The sequence below is a fragment of the Chloroflexus sp. genome (assembly GCF_056331925.1).
Map to the genome: position 1 here is coordinate 137,938 of NZ_JBWGQH010000002.1, position 17,005 is coordinate 154,942.

General features: G+C 54.2%; 16 protein-coding genes. 10 read left to right on the forward strand and 6 right to left on the reverse strand.

What is annotated here, in order from left to right; translation table 11 throughout:
- Positions 1–31: 31 nt before the first annotated feature.
- Positions 32–1,081, reverse strand: a complete 1,050-nt coding sequence (locus AC01ZF_RS01955) for a GumC domain-containing protein (RefSeq protein WP_424676019.1) — start codon at positions 1,079–1,081, stop codon at positions 32–34.
- Between the two features lie 378 nt (positions 1,082–1,459).
- Between AC01ZF_RS01955 and AC01ZF_RS01960 the strand changes: the two genes are divergently transcribed.
- Positions 1,460–2,023 carry an acyltransferase gene (locus tag AC01ZF_RS01960; RefSeq protein WP_424676020.1) on the forward strand — a complete coding sequence of 188 codons (564 nt, stop codon included), beginning with the start codon at positions 1,460–1,462 and terminating at the stop codon, positions 2,021–2,023.
- Between the two features lie 18 nt (positions 2,024–2,041).
- Here the strand turns inward: AC01ZF_RS01960 and AC01ZF_RS01965 are convergent, their stop codons facing one another.
- Both AC01ZF_RS01965 and AC01ZF_RS01970 read right to left on the reverse strand, forming a co-directional pair.
- Positions 2,042–3,283, reverse strand: a complete 1,242-nt coding sequence (locus AC01ZF_RS01965) for a hypothetical protein (RefSeq protein ID WP_424676021.1) — start codon at positions 3,281–3,283, stop codon at positions 2,042–2,044.
- A 20-nt stretch (positions 3,284–3,303) separates the two neighbouring features.
- Positions 3,304–4,911, reverse strand: coding sequence for an alpha-L-arabinofuranosidase (locus AC01ZF_RS01970; RefSeq protein WP_428112789.1), 1,608 nt, complete (start codon positions 4,909–4,911; stop codon positions 3,304–3,306).
- A 352-nt stretch (positions 4,912–5,263) separates the two neighbouring features.
- Here AC01ZF_RS01970 and AC01ZF_RS01975 point away from each other — a divergent pair, with 352 nt between their 5' ends.
- From AC01ZF_RS01975 to AC01ZF_RS02015, 9 genes are all read left to right on the forward strand, one after another.
- The gene (locus tag AC01ZF_RS01975; RefSeq protein ID WP_424676023.1) at positions 5,264–6,007 is read left to right on the forward strand and encodes an exopolysaccharide biosynthesis polyprenyl glycosylphosphotransferase; all 744 of its coding nucleotides are present in this window, start codon (positions 5,264–5,266) and stop codon (positions 6,005–6,007) included.
- A 13-nt stretch (positions 6,008–6,020) separates the two neighbouring features.
- A complete protein-coding gene (locus AC01ZF_RS01980; protein WP_424676024.1) occupies positions 6,021–7,538 on the forward strand; it encodes a WecB/TagA/CpsF family glycosyltransferase in 1,518 nt (505 codons plus the stop codon).
- Between the two features lie 4 nt (positions 7,539–7,542).
- A complete protein-coding gene (locus AC01ZF_RS01985; RefSeq protein WP_424676025.1) occupies positions 7,543–9,243 on the forward strand; it encodes a sugar transferase in 1,701 nt (566 codons plus the stop codon).
- 52 nt (positions 9,244–9,295) lie between these two features.
- Complete coding sequence (locus tag AC01ZF_RS01990; protein ID WP_428112791.1) at positions 9,296–9,634, forward strand: STAS domain-containing protein; 339 nt, start codon at positions 9,296–9,298, stop codon at positions 9,632–9,634.
- A gap of 7 nt (positions 9,635–9,641) precedes the next feature.
- A complete protein-coding gene (locus AC01ZF_RS01995; protein WP_424676027.1) occupies positions 9,642–11,165 on the forward strand; it encodes a PP2C family protein-serine/threonine phosphatase in 1,524 nt (507 codons plus the stop codon).
- Positions 11,162–11,593, forward strand: a complete 432-nt coding sequence (locus AC01ZF_RS02000) for an ATP-binding protein (protein WP_424676028.1) — start codon at positions 11,162–11,164, stop codon at positions 11,591–11,593. The genes AC01ZF_RS01995 and AC01ZF_RS02000 overlap by 4 nt, the downstream gene beginning before the upstream one ends.
- Before the next feature lie 13 nt (positions 11,594–11,606).
- Positions 11,607–11,993, forward strand: coding sequence for a response regulator (locus tag AC01ZF_RS02005; protein WP_424676029.1), 387 nt, complete (start codon positions 11,607–11,609; stop codon positions 11,991–11,993).
- A gap of 110 nt (positions 11,994–12,103) precedes the next feature.
- Complete coding sequence (locus AC01ZF_RS02010) at positions 12,104–13,069, forward strand: glycosyltransferase family 2 protein (RefSeq protein WP_424676030.1); 966 nt, start codon at positions 12,104–12,106, stop codon at positions 13,067–13,069.
- Positions 13,066–14,601 carry a flippase gene (locus AC01ZF_RS02015; RefSeq protein ID WP_428131078.1) on the forward strand — a complete coding sequence of 512 codons (1,536 nt, stop codon included), beginning with the start codon at positions 13,066–13,068 and terminating at the stop codon, positions 14,599–14,601. The genes AC01ZF_RS02010 and AC01ZF_RS02015 overlap by 4 nt, the downstream gene beginning before the upstream one ends.
- 69 nt (positions 14,602–14,670) lie before the next feature.
- Here AC01ZF_RS02015 and AC01ZF_RS02020 read toward each other — a convergent pair whose 3' ends face one another.
- The 3 genes from AC01ZF_RS02020 to AC01ZF_RS02030 form a co-directional block, all read right to left on the reverse strand.
- A complete protein-coding gene (locus AC01ZF_RS02020) occupies positions 14,671–15,534 on the reverse strand; it encodes a fumarylacetoacetate hydrolase family protein (RefSeq protein ID WP_424676032.1) in 864 nt (287 codons plus the stop codon).
- Positions 15,535–15,603: 69 nt separating this feature from the next.
- Positions 15,604–16,698, reverse strand: a complete 1,095-nt coding sequence (locus AC01ZF_RS02025; RefSeq protein ID WP_424676033.1) for a site-2 protease family protein — start codon at positions 16,696–16,698, stop codon at positions 15,604–15,606.
- Positions 16,699–16,720: 22 nt separating this feature from the next.
- A partial coding sequence (locus tag AC01ZF_RS02030) for a hypothetical protein (RefSeq protein WP_476575071.1) occupies positions 16,721–17,005 on the reverse strand: 285 nt, incomplete at its 5' end.

The following is a 17,005-nucleotide window of genomic DNA, read 5'->3' on the forward strand; positions in this document are numbered from 1 at the left end:
ACAACGTCGTGGTAGCACTCTGACCCTTACGTCATTTCACCTGTACTTGGGCTTGAAGCATCGATTGGTCAGTCTCTGCGGTCGTTGCAATCGGTGTCGGTGTAATCGGTTCCTGGCTCAGCGGTACCACTGCGAGTAGCGGCAGATTCAGACTATTACGCACGTCAATCGGAAAACGCAGACTGCGATCGATGAGAGCACCGCCACCGATCAAACTCACTGAAAGGAATAGACCAATCACGACAAAAATGATCATATTCTTGACGAACGTCGTGATCGAGAATTCGGCTCTGAGCGGGATTTCGGGCTGGTCAACGATCTGGTATGTCTGCCGGATCAAGCTCTCGTTCTTGACCAACGCCAAGCGTGCGCTCTCTTCGTTCTCTTGGGCCGTGCTCAGACGTTCTTCGGCGCGGGCCAGTGCTGCCCGTAATTGGTCGAGTTGAAACTGCTCACCGGGCGGGCGATCGCCGCGTACCGGTTCGGGATTAGCACTGAGAAAGTCGATTAATGCCTGACGAGCCTGATCAACTTCGGCTTGATACGGAGCGATCAGATCTTCAAAAAACTTTTGGGCTGCGACACTCTCTTGAAAATCGGTGTTCAACTTCCATTTCAAGTAGGTATCCATCGTCGCTACGACCATCTGATATGATAGTTCAGGATCGTCGGTCGTGGCACGAATTTCAACCAGTTTATCGCCTAACGGGTTAATGCTAATTGTGTCACGGAAGAAGGTAAACGTTTCCCAGACGACATCTGGTCCACCGGACATGTACGGTTCGAGTTTGGTTTGCTGAATCGCTGCCCGTACAAAAGCGTTGGTAGCGAGTAACTCATACAGTTCGTTCGTCGTTGCTTGGGCCGGTGTCACCCACCATGAAGCGTCGCTTTTGGATGAGGTGAGCGAAGCAAGGAGACTATCTTTTTCAATATAAATCTTGCCGCTCGACAAAAATTCTGGTGGGGAGAGTAAGATGTAGCCGGCGCCTAAGAGCACCCCGATCACAAAAGGTGCAACACTCAGCAAAGGCCGGCGAAAGAAGCTTTCTAGTAAGCGCAGAATGATCAAGCGCACCATACTGCAAACCTCTCTATGCTCATGGATAGCACAACATTGCTCGATGGCACCAATAGCATCATACCAGTTTTAGCGATGATTTTGGGTGAATGGTAGTTTGTTAATTCGTCATTTATGTCGTCTCTAACTGTTCGGTGATGAGTTGAAAAACGGCGCATTGGAATGGCTTGGTATTGTAGCGGGGGCTATTCATTGCTTCCCTCTCGTGTGCGACAGTGCTTGACAGTTTCGTCAGACTATTCCCATCCTAATCGCATTAGGCGAACCGATCTGGCACAATAGAGCTATCAGGGGCAAAAGATAGGGCTAACGATGCCGGTCGCGCTCGCTGCGAACGTGCAGAGGCTAGCGTGCTCAGAATAGTCAACAGGAAGTACCATGCAAAACACTACTTCATCGAAAATCCACCGCATTATCACCGAAGAGCTGGGTGCGTTGCAACCGCGACTCTTGTTCATTGGCGGATTGTTACGGCTGTTACCCCGTTACACCGCTTCTCGGTTGCGCCCGCGTTTGTTGCGTTTAGCCGGTTGTCAGATCGGACATGGCACGGTGATAATGGGGCCGATGCGCCTGCATGGCTACGGCAAGGTGCAACATCGGTTACAGATTGGGGCAAATTGTGTCATAAACACCGATTGTTTCTTTGATTTGAACGATCATATCACTATTGCCGATCACGTTAGTCTTGGTCATGAAGTCATGATCCTCACGACCTCGCATCAGATTAGTGGGGCTGAGCACCGGGCCGGACCCTTGACCACGGCGCCGGTGCGGATCGAGGAAGGGGCGTGGATTGGGGCACGGGCTTTGCTCCTGCCCGGGATTGTGGTTGGTACCGGCAGCATTGTTGCTGCCGGTAGCGTAGTGACGCGATCGGTACCGACCAATACACTAGTCGGCGGTGTGCCGGCGAAATCGATCCGTTCTTTGGCCGGATAAAGCCACACCGCCTATCATCTAGCGGGTCACTATCGGTACCCACGTTTGGTACGGTGAGAAGATTGAGATGGTAGCTCCGATCTCGCCGTCTTCTTTGGGGTTACCATTACCGTTGGGATCGGGATTGAGACCGGGCATTGATAGATCAGTGACTACTACGTTCCCTGACAGCGCCGATAGTTGGACGCTGTTGGTAAATACGGTTGGGCCTTCCGGGGGGTTGACCCAAACAACCAACCGTATACGTGCGCTTTGACCAGGACCAAGACTCTGATTGGCAGCGAGAAGATTGCGATCACTACTCCCATCGAACGCGGGATTCACCGTCAACACGGTAAACGCACTCTCATTCATGGCACTGAGTTCAAGTACATCCCAATCGTCAGCAGCCGCAAAAACGGTAGCCAGATCATCGATAGCGACCAGATTGGTCACCGGATCAGCACCTAAGTTCCGGATGGTGATCCAATACTCAAGCCGAAACCCTTCTACACTATTGTGGGTAGCAGCTTCGGGCGGGAAGGCAAATTTGGCGACGCCCACCCCACTGACGCATTGTTTGAGGTTGATCTGTGTCATTGCAAAATCGTCACCAAATGTGTTATTGGTGAGGCTATCGATTGTCAAAGTGATACCCGTAACATTATCGCCGGTCGTAAAAGCGTACTGCACCGGTACCCAACGATCTGGCGTTTTGGGGATCACGGTCGTGCCAACTGAGGTATTGTTGACCCGCAATTCGATGATCGGATCGGCAGCACCGTTCGCACTCTTCACCGGGTCGAGGAGATTGTCGAAATAGGCAAAGAAGTTGTACGTCGTGTTGGGGGCAACTGCTACCGTTTGCGTCCACAGATTGACCCGACCATTACCTGCCTGATAATTGGCTGCACTTGGGTTTGAATAAAAATAGGTGTCGGTAGGCGGTACATCACGTTGTGGATCACCGGGAAATGACCGTCCGTAGATATAGGGGTTGGTTTCAAATGGCGGGTACACTATCGTGCCACTCTGAATCGAAAAACCGCCACCGTTGTTGTCATCAGGATAGACACCGTTACCGCGATTGATCAGTTGTGAGGTGAAGCCGACCGCACCCTGGGCAAAATCGCCGTTCTGGACCACATTATCGCCGCCCACGATAGTATTCACCGGGCAGCCACCGGCCCCGATATTGGTAATTGCTGCTTGTACAGGTTGTGTGATGGCTACACTATTGAGCAGACCAACGATAATTAGGATAACGATTTCCCATCGCATCGGACACCTCCTGGTTGAGGCTATGGTTTTGTGAATGTTAAGAGAGTGAGCGTATATGGTGCAAAGGTGTATTCATAGTTGGCACTTTCCTCGATTGTCATACCGTTATCACGGACATCGAGGGTGACAGATTCGGCCAGTAGATCAGAGGCTTGTACGACTGTGGTGGTAACGCGCCATTGACCTGCCGGTATGACGACAATTGCCGTCTGCGGTTGGGCAGTTTTGTTAATTGCCAGCAGCGTCAGTGTGCCATCGGTACGGCGACCCGCATAGACACTCAGGGTCTGCGCCGGATCGAACGGTGTTTGGGTCGTCAGCAATTCATCTCCAAACCGACTCCAGAGTTGGAGAGCGTAGTAAGCCGGGTTTGGTTCAAACGTATCGGCATCGAGCAACCCATAATCGGTACCGTTATACGCTCGGCCATTCGCCAGATCCCACTGATTAGCGATGGTAACACCGTTGGTTGCCATCTGGCCAATGGTATCGGCGATGAAGAGCATGTTTACCGCCCGACGCATCAATTGGCCGTTGTCGGCATCTTGAAAGGCCACAAGGTTATATTCGGTGACGGCCACCGGTATTTGCCGCCCGCTGTAGCGGTTAAACGCGGCCTGGAGGTCGGCCATGGTCGTTGACCAACTGCGCTGAGGTTGCTGCAATGCGCCGGCTGGGTTTTCTGGGGGTTGGAAGTAGGGGTAATAGTGAACAACATAAAAATCGATTTTCTCGCCGGCACCGGCAATTACCCGGTTCCCCCAATTCCTCCATTCATCGGGTTTTTCTACCCCCACGGCCCCGATCTGGATCGAAGGATCAACGGCTTTCATCGCATCGTAGAAAGCCAAATAGCCATCGTAGGTAATTCCATTGACAGTTGCCCCGTGGAGGTACTCATCCGGATCGCATGTCCAAACATCTTCCCAGCCCCATTCTGCACAATTAGACCCCACATCTCGTTTCGCACCGTACACCTCGTTGCCGATTTCCCAGTAACGTACCGGGAAAGGTGTGGGATTGCCGGTTTCGGCCCGCAGACGCGCCCAATGACCAACCGTCAGCCAATCGCGCCCGCGTGCGTCAACTCCGAGTGGTCGTTCATCATCGACGGAGCCGTTGAAGAAGGCGACCAGTGCTGCTGCCTCTTGGGCCGAACCGTTGATCGAGACCGTCCAGATCATCTCAGCATTCACCGCACGGGCGAAGCGCAGAAAATCTGAAGGTTTTGCGGCCCAAGGCCAGTAGCAACCTTCGCCTCCCGTTTCGCAATCGGCCCACGCATACGCATTGCTCCAGCTACCACCGGGCATGCGGAGGAGGCTCAGGCCCAGATCGGCAGTGCGGCTGATAAATGTTTCATCACCGAGTCGCATAGGGTTAAGCCACGCCGGAACATTTGTCCCGAGGAGTTGGCGTGGAAAAGGCCGGGCCTGTGTCGAATCGATCACAATCACCGGGCCGGAGGGAAGTACCGTTGAGGTAGACAGCGCTGATGGTTCAGCAGTAACCGATGTTGGCGTCGAAGCGGCGGGGATGGTCGCAGCAGTGGGTGTGGTGACCGGTGCGTTACAAGCGGTGAGCCACAAGACGAACCAGATTACAAGGAAGCGATGACGGAATATCATTGAATAACCTCGAAGGTAGCGATACTGCGGACAATGTTCCTGAGCTGATTGTCCTATAGTTTGTTGACAAATTGATTTGTAAGGGGCAGATGATTCATTGCATTCAGTACATCATCACAAGGCTCTGTAGATGAAAGTAAGTTTGTGAATGCTTCTACAAAACAATAATTTAATATTTAAGGTAGACTTTAGAGTAAACATCTGATACTGTTGGAGATGTTCGTAACGCACACTGCCTCAAACGATTCGGTAGCCAGTGACATATTCGTCACTGTTCGGTCAATCAATGTAAGATTTTTGTTCGCTTGTTGATGTATAGTACAGGTGAGCAAGGCATGAGGGGAACTTAGCTATGAGCGCGATTAAACCTTCGCAAGAACCGCTTGATCGGAAAAGTCAGCGTATGCTGATCATCTTTGCCGAACGGCGATTTCAGCGCACACGCGCTAACCAGCGCTTACGTTTCACATTATCGCTCTGGGTTATTCGTACTAAGCTATTGGCTCGGCTTAAGCGTGTGTTAGATATTTCGGTCGCTATAGTGGCACTCGTCCTTTCGGCGCCGATTATGGTGATAACCGCGATAGCCATCAAACTTGAATCACCGGGTCCGGTCATCTTCAAACAGGTGCGGGTCGGGAAAGACGGTGAACATTTCTATTGTTATAAGTTTCGTTCGATGTATGTCGATGCCGAACAACGCCTGAAAGAATTGCAAGCGAAGAACGAAGCCGATGGGCCGGTGTTCAAAATGAAGTGCGATCCACGGGTCACGCGGGTTGGGCGTGTGATCCGCAAGTTGAGTATCGATGAGCTACCCCAGCTCTTTAACGTCTTGAAAGGCGAAATGAGCCTCGTAGGACCGCGACCGGCACTGCCGAGCGAAGTCGCAAAATACACCTACGAGCAGATTGGCCGTCTCCACGCTATTCCCGGCATTACCGGCTTGCAGCAGGTATCGGGGCGCAGTGATCTTGACTTCAAGCGGTGGGTTGAACTTGATCTGCAATACATCGCCGAGCAAAGTATCTGGAAAGACATCGAGATCTTGCTCCGCACCATTCCGGCGGTTTTACTGGGCCGCGGTGCATACTGACGAGGGATACACCATGCGCAAACTTCTCGTCATTCTCGGTGTGCCAATCGATAACCTTACTATGGCCGAGGCGCTCGACCGCTGTGATGAATTTATCGCTGTCGGTCGCTCAACCGGTCGTCTTCACCAGATTGCAACGGTTAATGCCGATTTTGTCGTAAATGCCCTACACGATCCCGAATTACGGCGCATCCTGCAAGAGGCCGATATGGCCACAGCCGATGGGATGCCGTTGGTATGGGCCTCGCGGTTGCTCGGTGGGCCGTTGCCGGGGCGGGTAACCGGTGCCGATATGGTACCGGCATTGGCCGAGCGGGCGGCGCAGCGTGGGTATTCCATCTTCTTCCTGGGTGCTCGTGAGGGAGTGGCAGCCAAGGCCGCGGCAATTTTACAAGAACGTTATCCCGGTTTGCGCGTGGCCGGTGTGCTCTCACCACCGCCGAGTTCGGTATTGGAGATGGATCGTTCGGTGGTGGAAGCAGTCAAAGCGGCTCAGCCCGATATCCTGTTGGTCGCGTTTGGTAATCCCAAGCAAGAGAAATGGATCCGCATGTATGCACACGAGCTGCGGGTGCCGATTGCTATCGGGGTTGGCGGGACGTTTGACATGATCGTTGGCGTGACCAAACGGGCGCCGCTTTGGATGCAGCGTAGTGGTCTCGAATGGGTCTACCGGCTGATCCAAGAGCCGCGCCGACTGTGGAAACGGTACGTGCATGATTTTGTCTATTTCGGATACTTTTTTGCTCGTCAGTGGTGGGCGATGCAGCGTGGACGGGCGTTGAGCATGGTCCCGGTGGCGTTACCATCTGCACCAGAGCAGCCGCCCGCACCACCGACACCTACCGTACCGTGGCCGGTATTGGCCGTGGGTGTACGGCTTGAGGCCGGTAATCTTGAGCCGTTTAACCAAGCCGCATATCAGTTACTCGAGACCAGTCCATACCTGATCCTCGATCTCAGTGCCACGCAGTTTCTCGACAGCTCGGCGCTCGGTGCGTTGGTTGCGCTCGCCAAACGCGCGCGCACCCAAGGTGGAGATCTGTTTTTCCTCAATGTGCAGGAGCCAATTTTGCGCATTCTCGACCTACTCCACCTGAACCGTTTTTTCGAGCAATTTCCTGATTTACCGTCGGTCGCGGCGTGGATTATTCAACAACAACAGCCGGTACCCACCGTACTGGCTTCCGATCACGGTTGGACGATCATTCCGGCGCCACGATTGTTCGACGCCACAACCGCACCGACCGTGCTTGAACAGGTCAGTGCAGCTTTGAACAAAGCTGCACGGGTAGTGATCGATTGCAGCGGGACGACGTTTATGGCCAGCGCCGGTATGGCTACGCTCGTGAAGCTTGACCGTCTCGCCCGTGAGCAAGGGAGTGCCTTACGGATTGCCGGTTGTTCTCCAGATGTTCTTCGCACGCTGCAATTGGTGAAACTCGATCTGGTACTCGCCATTTTCCCTGATGTTCGCGCGGCTACCACTGCACCGGTAGTAACTTCGCATGTAGCTGCCGAAGGAGCTTAAAGCGATGACAATGGCCCTCTTGATAGCGACAGCAGAGGATCGGCGGTTAGCCCCACTGACCGATGTCTTGCCGAATGTGTTACTCCCGATTGTTGATCGTCCGGTGATGGCGACAACGGTTGAGATACTGGCGCGTGCCGGTGTCAGGCGCATCCTGATAGCCTTATACGAACAGAGCGCGCCGATCACGGCTGCGTTTGGCAGTGGTAAACGATGGGGGGTGGAGATTGAATACGTGACGCTCAACGAAGCGTGGGCCGATGGGGGTGCGTTACGTTGGGTAGGGTCGTTGATTAACGAGACGTGTCTTGTGCTACCGGGTCACGCAATTATCGATTTGCCCATTGAGGAGGCACTGACCTATCATCGACAGAGTGGGGCAATGATCACTGCCATTACCCATGCTCCGCATAAGCAATGGAAAACGCCGGGAGCGATTGTAACCGGCAATGGCTTGATTGAGGCCATCCTACCCGATACGTCTGCACCACATGCCGTAGCTTTGACCGAGGCGTATATTATTGAACCGCCCCTCTTGAGCCAGATTCCATTGCGTACTCGCTATCGGATTGCCACCGATCTCCTGCCACGTCTGCTTGAGCAAGACATTCCGATACAGAGTTTTCTGTTGCAGGGCTATTGGAATCCCTTGCATACCCTAACCGATTACCACGCAGCGCAACAGGTTTTTCTCTACAGTGCCTATCGTGCCCTTGATCCGACGATCACCGATGGACCGGTCGAGACGGTCCGATACCCTTCGATCGGTGGGCGTAAGATTGCACCTGGGATTTGGGTGGGGCGGAATGACTCGATCCATCCTAGTGTCCGCATCGCACCACCGCTTTACATTGGTGACAACTGTTGGGTCGGGCGTGAAGCAGAACTCGGTCCCGGTACGGTCATTGGTGCAGGGTGCATGATCGACGATGAAGCTACGGTCACCGCGAGCACGATTTGGGCCGATACTTATGTTGGTCAGTTGGTCAATATCAATCAGCGGATCGTCTATCCCGGTATGATTATTGATCCGGAGACCGGTGAGCAGACAGCCATCGTCGATCCATTCTTGATCGGGCGGGTATCGGCGGCTACCGCCGGGATAGGACGGCTGGCCGGCACGCTCAATCGGATCGGCGCTCTGATTGCCCTGATCGTGCTCAGCCCGTTATGGTTACTGACGGGGTTATTGGCGACTATTGGTAGTGGTGGCCGGCCACTGGTAGGCATACCGCGGGTTGGTGAACGGGTAATGTTGCCAAACGGCCAAACGACCTTGCGTTCCTTCACTCTCTGGCGATGGCGCACTCGTCACCCCGATGGACGGTATCTCTGGTTTGGGGCTTGGTTAGAAGCCTATGAGTTCCACCGCTTGCCTGAATTGTTGAACGTGGTACGGGGTGATTTACAACTGGTTGGGGTCAAACCACTGACCCTGCAAGAAGCTGAACGGTTGCGCGAAGAGTGGCAGCAGCGGCGGCACGAGATTGTTCCCGGGGTGACCGGTTTGTGGTATCTCCAAGCTGCCGATGATGATCTGGATGCAGTGATTATAGCCGATGTATACTACAGCGCAACGCATACCTGGCAAGGTGATTTGAATCTGTTGATCCGCACTCCAATTGCATGGTACCGTCGGGTAAAGGCGAAGCGAACAAGCGGTCGGATTTTCACCGCCGATCTCGCGCCACCACAAAGCCGGTGATAAACTGTTGGTGAGCGTTTTTTTAGTTTGCGCTAAAGGAGGATTGGCAACCATGGAAATGAAGCCGCGAACCGTCGGCAATGTATCGGTACTGGCGATTGAAGGTCGGTTTGACGCCAATACTGCGCCGCCGGTGCAACATTGGCTCGAACAGGCGACTACTGCCCCCCGAGCACGGGTACTGGTCGATCTTTCGGAAACGACCTTCGTTGACTCAACCGCGCTGGCGACCTTAGTCTCGGCGATGAAGCGGTGTCAACAGGCGCAAGGTGAGTTTGCTCTGTGTGGTTTGCGTCGTCCGGTGCTCATGATTTTTGAACTGACACGGCTCGATAAAGCGTTTAACATCTTTGTTGATGCAGAACACGCGCTCAACGTTTTGAATGCATGAGGCGCCCATGTTGATCCCTCTACTCAGCCTGCAATACGACCGCATTCAAGCACTTGCCGAGGCGTGGTTAGCACATGGTGCGCAGGCGTTTGGCGTTTATGCGAATGGCAGGGCATTAGCGTATTGGCCGGCAGGGCAACGGCTCTTGGCACCCGACATCACGGCCCCCATTTACCAATACGGCGAGGTCGCCGGTGAGTTGCGGTTGACCGGTTTGCGCGATGAAGCTGCGCGTCGCCGGTTGCAAGCTGAAGCGAATCTGATCGGCTATATCTTGCAGCTTGAGTACGAATTGCAATGTATGACAGCCGATCTCGTTGCCACTCAAGATCAACAGTTGGCGCTCTACCGGCTCACCCAAGCCATGCGTGATTTGGTGACAATCCGGGAGACACTCGATACGGTCATTGTTGAAGCGAAGCGGATGGTAAAAGCACAGGCCGGGTTTGCAACGTATGTTCCGACCAATGGCGGTGAACCGTTGCTCGTGCAATCATCGCCACAACGCTTGAGTCCGGAGAGTATTTGGCGGTTACATTGGCAACTGCAAACCGAAGATCGCCCCATCGTATTGAATGAAAGTGATGGCGATCTGCGACGGCCACCCGGTGTGCGCAATCTCTTACTCCTTCCGATCCGGGTACGCGGTATGATCATGGCGAGCATCGGCCTGATCGATCGGAGTGGTGATTTTGGCGCACCAGAATTGAAGTTGGGACGGGCGATTGCCGAGCAAGCTAGTGCTCAAATTGAGCGGATCTTGCTCTATCAGGAAATGATCGAGCAAGCGCGGCTGCGGAGCGAGATGGATCTGGCCCGTCGGGTGCAGACCGATCTCTTGCCACGGACGTTGCCCGAAGTACCCGGTCTTGACCTGTACGCCTATTCACGACCGGCGCTTCAGGTCGGTGGTGATTTCTTCGACTTCATAACCGTTCCCAATCACCCGTTCATTTTCACGATTGGTGATGTGAGTGGGAAAGGGGTATCGGCGGCGCTGTTGATGTCAATGACGCGCACTGCATTACATAGTAAAGCGCAGTTTATGCCTTCGCCGACACCGGCGTCGGTGATGCGACAATCGAACGAGGACCTCTACAACGATTTTACCCGGATTGGGGTTTTTGCTACCGTTTTTGTTGGACAATACGAAGCCGAACACCGAGAGATTGCATACGCTAATGCTGGTCACGCTCCGGTTATTTACCGTCCGCGCAGTGGCAACGCCGAACTATTGTTGGCCGACAACACTGCGATAGGCATTTTGCCGGTAAATCATTTTCAAAATCGTTATCTGCCGCTCAGGCCGGGTGATCTGCTTGTGGTTGCGACCGACGGCTTTAGTGATGCACGCAATGCAGACGATGAAATGTTCGGGATTGAGCGTTTATTAATTGCAATTGATGAATTGGCCGAACGATCGGCGCGTGAGATTGCCGACGGCCTGTTCAGCGCTATCGATCGGTTTAGTGCCGGTCATCCGCAAGATGACGATCAGACCCTTATTGTGCTTAAAGGAGCGGAGCCGTGAGCCTGCAACACAGTGAAGTAATCCGGCTCGACTTGCCGGCTCGCTATGCCTACCTGCGCTTGCTGAGCGAAACAATTGCCGAAATGCTCCGGCAGATCGGTGTGCACAACGAGACGCTAGTCTATAATGTGCAATTAGCAGCTCACGAAGTTTGTACCAATATTGTCAGTCATGCCTATCGGCATTGGCGTGACGGTGAGGGGCGGATCCGCATCACGCTCACCCTCCATTCCCAGCCGCCGCGACTAGAAATTGATTTGTACGATACCGGCGAAACGTTTGAACCCGAATCGGTGCCACAGCCTGATCTGAACGAGGCACAAATTCACGGTTATGGCCTGTTTCTTATTCGTCATTTGATGGATCGGGTGAGTTATACATCACGCACTGATGGAAATCACTGGCATCTGATGAAACATCTTGCATAAGGAGCAAACTCTCATGACGACGATTATGATCGTGGATGACTACATGCCAAGCCATCGGCTTATGAGTTTTGTCCTTGAACAGCATGGCTATACGGTGGTCACTGCTGCTGATGGTGAACAAGCGCTGCGCCGGCTTGAGCAGTTTGCAGTCGATCTCGTTGTAACCGATTTGACGATGCCGCGCATGGACGGGATCGAACTGGTACGTGCGATCCGTGCCGATGAGCGCTACGCTACATTGCCGATTATTATGATTACCGCAAGCCCGAAAGAGCAGGATGAAGTGAAGGCAGCCGGTGTTGGGGTCAACGCTTTCTTAACCAAACCGTTCGATTCTGACGACTTGATCGGCGAGATTGAGCGACTGATGTGTCAACCTTCGATCAAACGATCCGCTTAGGAACGTGACGATCCCGTTAACTATGAGTAATACCCATTTCAGCGAAGTTTAAGCTTTTGGGCGTACACTGCTGTCGTCAACGACCATGGCAGTAGGCAGGTAGCAAGGCTATGAGTACGCCGTCAGTGGATGTCGTCATTTCGACCTATGGGCGAGGCGCCGCAATCGACGCTACTATCGCCAGCATTCGCCAGAGTACGTATCCCCTATTTACCCTGTGGGTTCTTGACCAGAGCGAAGACAACCGCACGGAAGAGTGTGTTCGCCGCCACGCCGATCTCGACCCGCGCATCCGCTATCTACGACGGCCAGTATGTGGTATTTCGGCGACGCGCAATGCCGGAGCGGCAATGGGTAGCGCACCGTATATCCTGTTCACCAACGACGATTGTGTGCTCGATCCGGATTGGATCGGTGGTCTGGTAGCCGAGTTACGTGATGAACAGGTTTGGCTAGCATTTGGTGCAGTGCTGCCGGGGCCACACCTGACCGATACTGATGAGTTAGTACTTGGTACGTGCAACGGGATGCGCCGCGTGTTTCGGAACAATCGGTTTAATTTGGGCTTCGGTCACGGCCACAACATGGGGATGCGGCGCGATGCATTTGAGCGGCTCGGCGGTTTTGATGAGCTGATTGGGGCAGGTGCGCCGCTGGGGGCGTGGGAAGAGCGTGATCTAGGCTACCGCGCTCTCAAGGCTGGTGGCTGGATTGTCTTTACACCGCAAGCGGTTGCATATCATCACCATTGGCAAAGTTGGCATGGGGTGCGGCGGAGTTTTCGTTCCTACGGGATTGGTGCCGGCGCTATTGCCGGCAAATATGTGCGCTGTGGTGATCTTGGTGGGCTGGTGTTGTTGGGTGAGTGGCTTTTGAGCCAAGGGTTACGTCAGATTGTGTCGGGCATTATCAAATGGCATTGTCGCGATAAAGTACTACTCGGTCTTGACCAACTCTATTACCCCTTCGTCGGCCTCAGTAAGAGCTGGCACTATCCGGTGAATCGGACTACGTGCTGTTATGTACCACTCGATCAGTTATCCAGTGATCGGTCACAGAGAGGAGTTTTGCCGTGAGTACTGAGGCCTCGACTAACTCGGTTCCACCACCGATCAGTGGAATGCGCCTGGCCCGCAATGCGAGTGCAATGATGGCTGCCCAGTTACTGACATGGGCGATGGCGTTCCTGGTGGCTATTTTTCAGCCCCGTATTCTGGGACCACTTGCGATTGGACAGCTTTCGATTGCGCTCTCGATCTGGATGATTGCCGGTGTGCTAATCACGTTTGGGATGGATACGTTCCTGATGAAAGCCGTCGCCCGTGAGCCGCAGCGTACCGGTGTTTTGATCGGGACGAGTATGCTGGTGCGGGTTGGGTTGTGGACTGTTAGTTGTTTGGTGGTCTTTGGGTATGATCTAACCGTGATTTCGGCAGATCCCACCCAAACGGCGCTGATCTGGATTATCGGTTTGATGACCCTCTTTTCCGTGCTCAGCGGCGGCTTGATCGCAGCACTCAATGGTCTCGAGCAAACCCATTATGCTTCTTTAGTGACGGTGATTAGTAAGGTGGTGTTGACTGCCGTTAGCCTCGCGCTGCTCTTTGCCGGGTTTGACGTGATCTGGATCGGCTGGGCCAACGTGTTAGCAGCCTTTGTTGCGTTTCTCGGCGATGCCTTCTTTCTCTTTCGCCAGCACCAACCACGCTGGAGTATTGATCTGGTAGCTGCTCGTCAGATGCTCCTTGAATCGAAACAATATCTGGTGACGGCCTTGACCTTGATGGTTTACCAACAGGTTGACCGGCTATTTATTGCCCTTTTTGCCTCAACAGAGGCGGTAGGATGGTATGGTACGGCGGTCAATCTCTTCGGTACGCTGATGTTTTTTCCGGTTGCTATCGGTACCGTGATCTTCCCTACACTGACCCGACGTTTTGCCGCCGGTCAAGACTATTTGCGCCAAGCGGTTCGCCCGATCTTCAACATTATGCTGGCGCTGAGTATGCCGATCGGCTTGGGATTGTTGGCACTGGCCGAACCGATTGCGCTGCTCCTCTACGGCGAAGCGTTCCGGCCTACCGGCGCGGTGCTGGCCGTGATGGGTCTGGTGCTGATCTGTACGTATCTCAATACGGTGTTGAGCCAGTTACTGATCGCTGCCGAGCGCACGGCTGTACTGAACATCATCATGATTGCCGCAACGGTGGCTACCCTTCCGCTCGATTTTGTGTTGGTGCCGTGGACAGATCAAGCATTTGATAATGGTGCGTTAGGAGGGGCGTTGGCTTACACCATCACCGAGCTGGGTATTCTGGTTGCTGCCATCATGACCTTGCCGAAAGGAACGCTCGGCGCGCAGAATTGGCGGGTAGCAGTATTGACCGGTGTAGCCGGGATTGGGATGGTTGCGGCGATTTGGTGGCTGCGTGCAACTACATTTTTCTTGCTCGGTGTGCCGCTTGGTGCAGTTGTTTATATTGGGTTGGTACTGGCCTTCCGTGCGCTACCGAACGAAGAGATGACGCTGATCAAAGATGCGCTGGTCAAAGTTCTCGAACGGCTTCCGTTTGTGCGTCGTCGGTTAGGGCGTGTTGGTGTAGGGTAGTTGGCTCATTAGGGGCGAGAGACCAAAACCGCCCCTAATGCTGTGCGACAACATGGGGTATGACGAAGTCTATTCCACAACGACGTTCCGCAATACGCCGATGCCATCGATTTCGGCCTCCATCACATCGCCAGCCTTCAGCCAACGCTGCGGCGTCATCCCCATACCGACACCGGCGGGAGTACCGGTAGCGATAATATCACCGGGTTCGAGCGTAATACCGTGGCTAAAGGTGGCAATACAGGTCGGAATATCGAAGATCATATCGCGGGTCACTGAGTTCTGCACCAACGCTCCGTTGAGGCGGAGGCGAATGCCAAGGACGTGTGGATCGGGAATCTCATCGGTAGTAACGATCCACGGGCCCATTGGAGCGCTGCCGTCGAGGCTCTTACTGTAGAAGAACTGTTGGTGCCGTGACTGCAAATCACGTGCGCTCACGTCATTGAGAATGGTATAGCCGAACACATACTCGTAAGCCTCGCTCGCCGGAATATCGCGTCCCTGTCGTCCGATGACCACTGCCAGTTCTACCTCCCAGTCGCGCTGCGTTGACACGTGCGCCAACAGCGGTACCGGCGCATTCGGATGATTCACAGCCGTGGGCATCTTGCTGAAAAAAACCGGATGTTGCGGCAATTTTTCGGGCAATCCCTTCGCGCGCAAAGATTCGATTGCGTGGGCAGCGTAGTTCATCCCCAGACAGATGATGTTCTTACGTGGTCGAGGGATCGGTGCGCGCAGCTCAACGGCGGCCAATGCCGGACCACCGGCGGCTTCCTCTACTACCTTACGCGCTTCGGCCAACAGCAACGGTCCACCCTCAATGAGCGCCAACATTGATGCTGCCACCGACGATAGATCGATCACCTCATCACCGCGCAGCGCGCCTACACGTTCAACTCCGTCGTATCGGTACGTCAACAATTTCATACAGCCTCCCCAACAAACTCTCATACTGCGGTCTTCCGGTGTAGTTTCACAGAGATACGATCCTATGCGTTACGGCATTGTGACAGTAATCGGAATGGGTGTAAAGACCAGAAGAAACGTCAAGAGGCCAAGATACGCCAACCAGCGCCATGGTCCCTCTAGTGGTGAAATCTCGTTGCGCAGCGGGCTGCGTTGTTGTCCGATCAGGGCAATCATCACTGCCCAAATAAACCATCCCGACCACAAAAAGCCCAAACCGAGCAAGGCAACGGCAACGATCATACTCATGATCCGGGCCGCACGCGGGCCAAACAACGCAAAAAAGATATGACCACCGTCGAGTTGGCCGGCCGGTAGCAGATTCAGACCGGTCACCAGTAACCCGGCCCAGCCGGCCAGTGCCACCGGATGCAGATAGACATCTTCACCACCGCTCGGCAAAAAGCGGCCAAAGATCAGAATTTTCATAGCTGCGTAGAGCAATGAGTTGCCTTCGGAAAAGCTGCCCGGTAACGGAACAACTTGCTTCACTTCGGAGATGCTCAGGCCGATGGCAAGCACAGGAATGGCTACGATCAAGCCGGCTAATGGCCCGGCGATCCCGATTGCCAACAGTGAGCGTCGATTGGGAACGAGATCTTTGATGGCGATAAAGGCCCCCATCGTACCGAGAAGGAATAGCGGCATCGGGATAAAGAAGGGATAACTCACCGCTACCTTCTCGCGGCGGGCAACGATAAAGTGCCCCATCTCGTGAGCGAGCAGAATGGCCAATAACGAACCGCTAAAGCTAAGTGCATAGCCCCAGTTAAAGACGACTTGCCCTGTGCTCTCGATGTACTCTTGCCCGCCGACGAACATTGTCGAAGCGACGGTTAAGACAAACAGAAGCACAGCTAACCAGAGCCGCGACGGTGGCGCTTTGGGAGGTGTGGGAATAAACAGAATAGCGGCGCCGGCCGGATCGGCTTGGAACAATGGTGTATAACCGAGTGCTTGGGCACGGGTCACAATCGCATCGTGGGCTACTTGCGCTTCGCGTAACAACTGACCACGGTAGCGAAAAGCGCGTTGTTCGCCGTGAACTAGCTCCTCGCCGGTCGTAACTATCATCACCTCAGTGACCAGCATGCGGAGGGCAACGGTAGGATCGAGGTCGAACATAGTAGCGAATCCTTCTCGTTATTTAAGGTTGCAGTTCATCATACCACAATCGCATCACCCGGATGGCATTGCGCTGGGCGAAGGCAAAGTGCGGTAACGCTAAGGCGCCGCGAACGTGGAGGGTGCGGCGAAGGGGTAACGCCAAGGCGCCGCGAACGCGGAGGGTGCGGCGAAGAGGTAACGCTAAGGCGCCGCGAACGCGGAGGGTGCGGCGAAGGGGTAACGCCAAGGCGCCGCGAACGCGGAGGGTGCGGCGAAGGGGTAACGCCAAGGCGCCGCGAACGCGGAGGGTGCGGCGAAGGGGTAA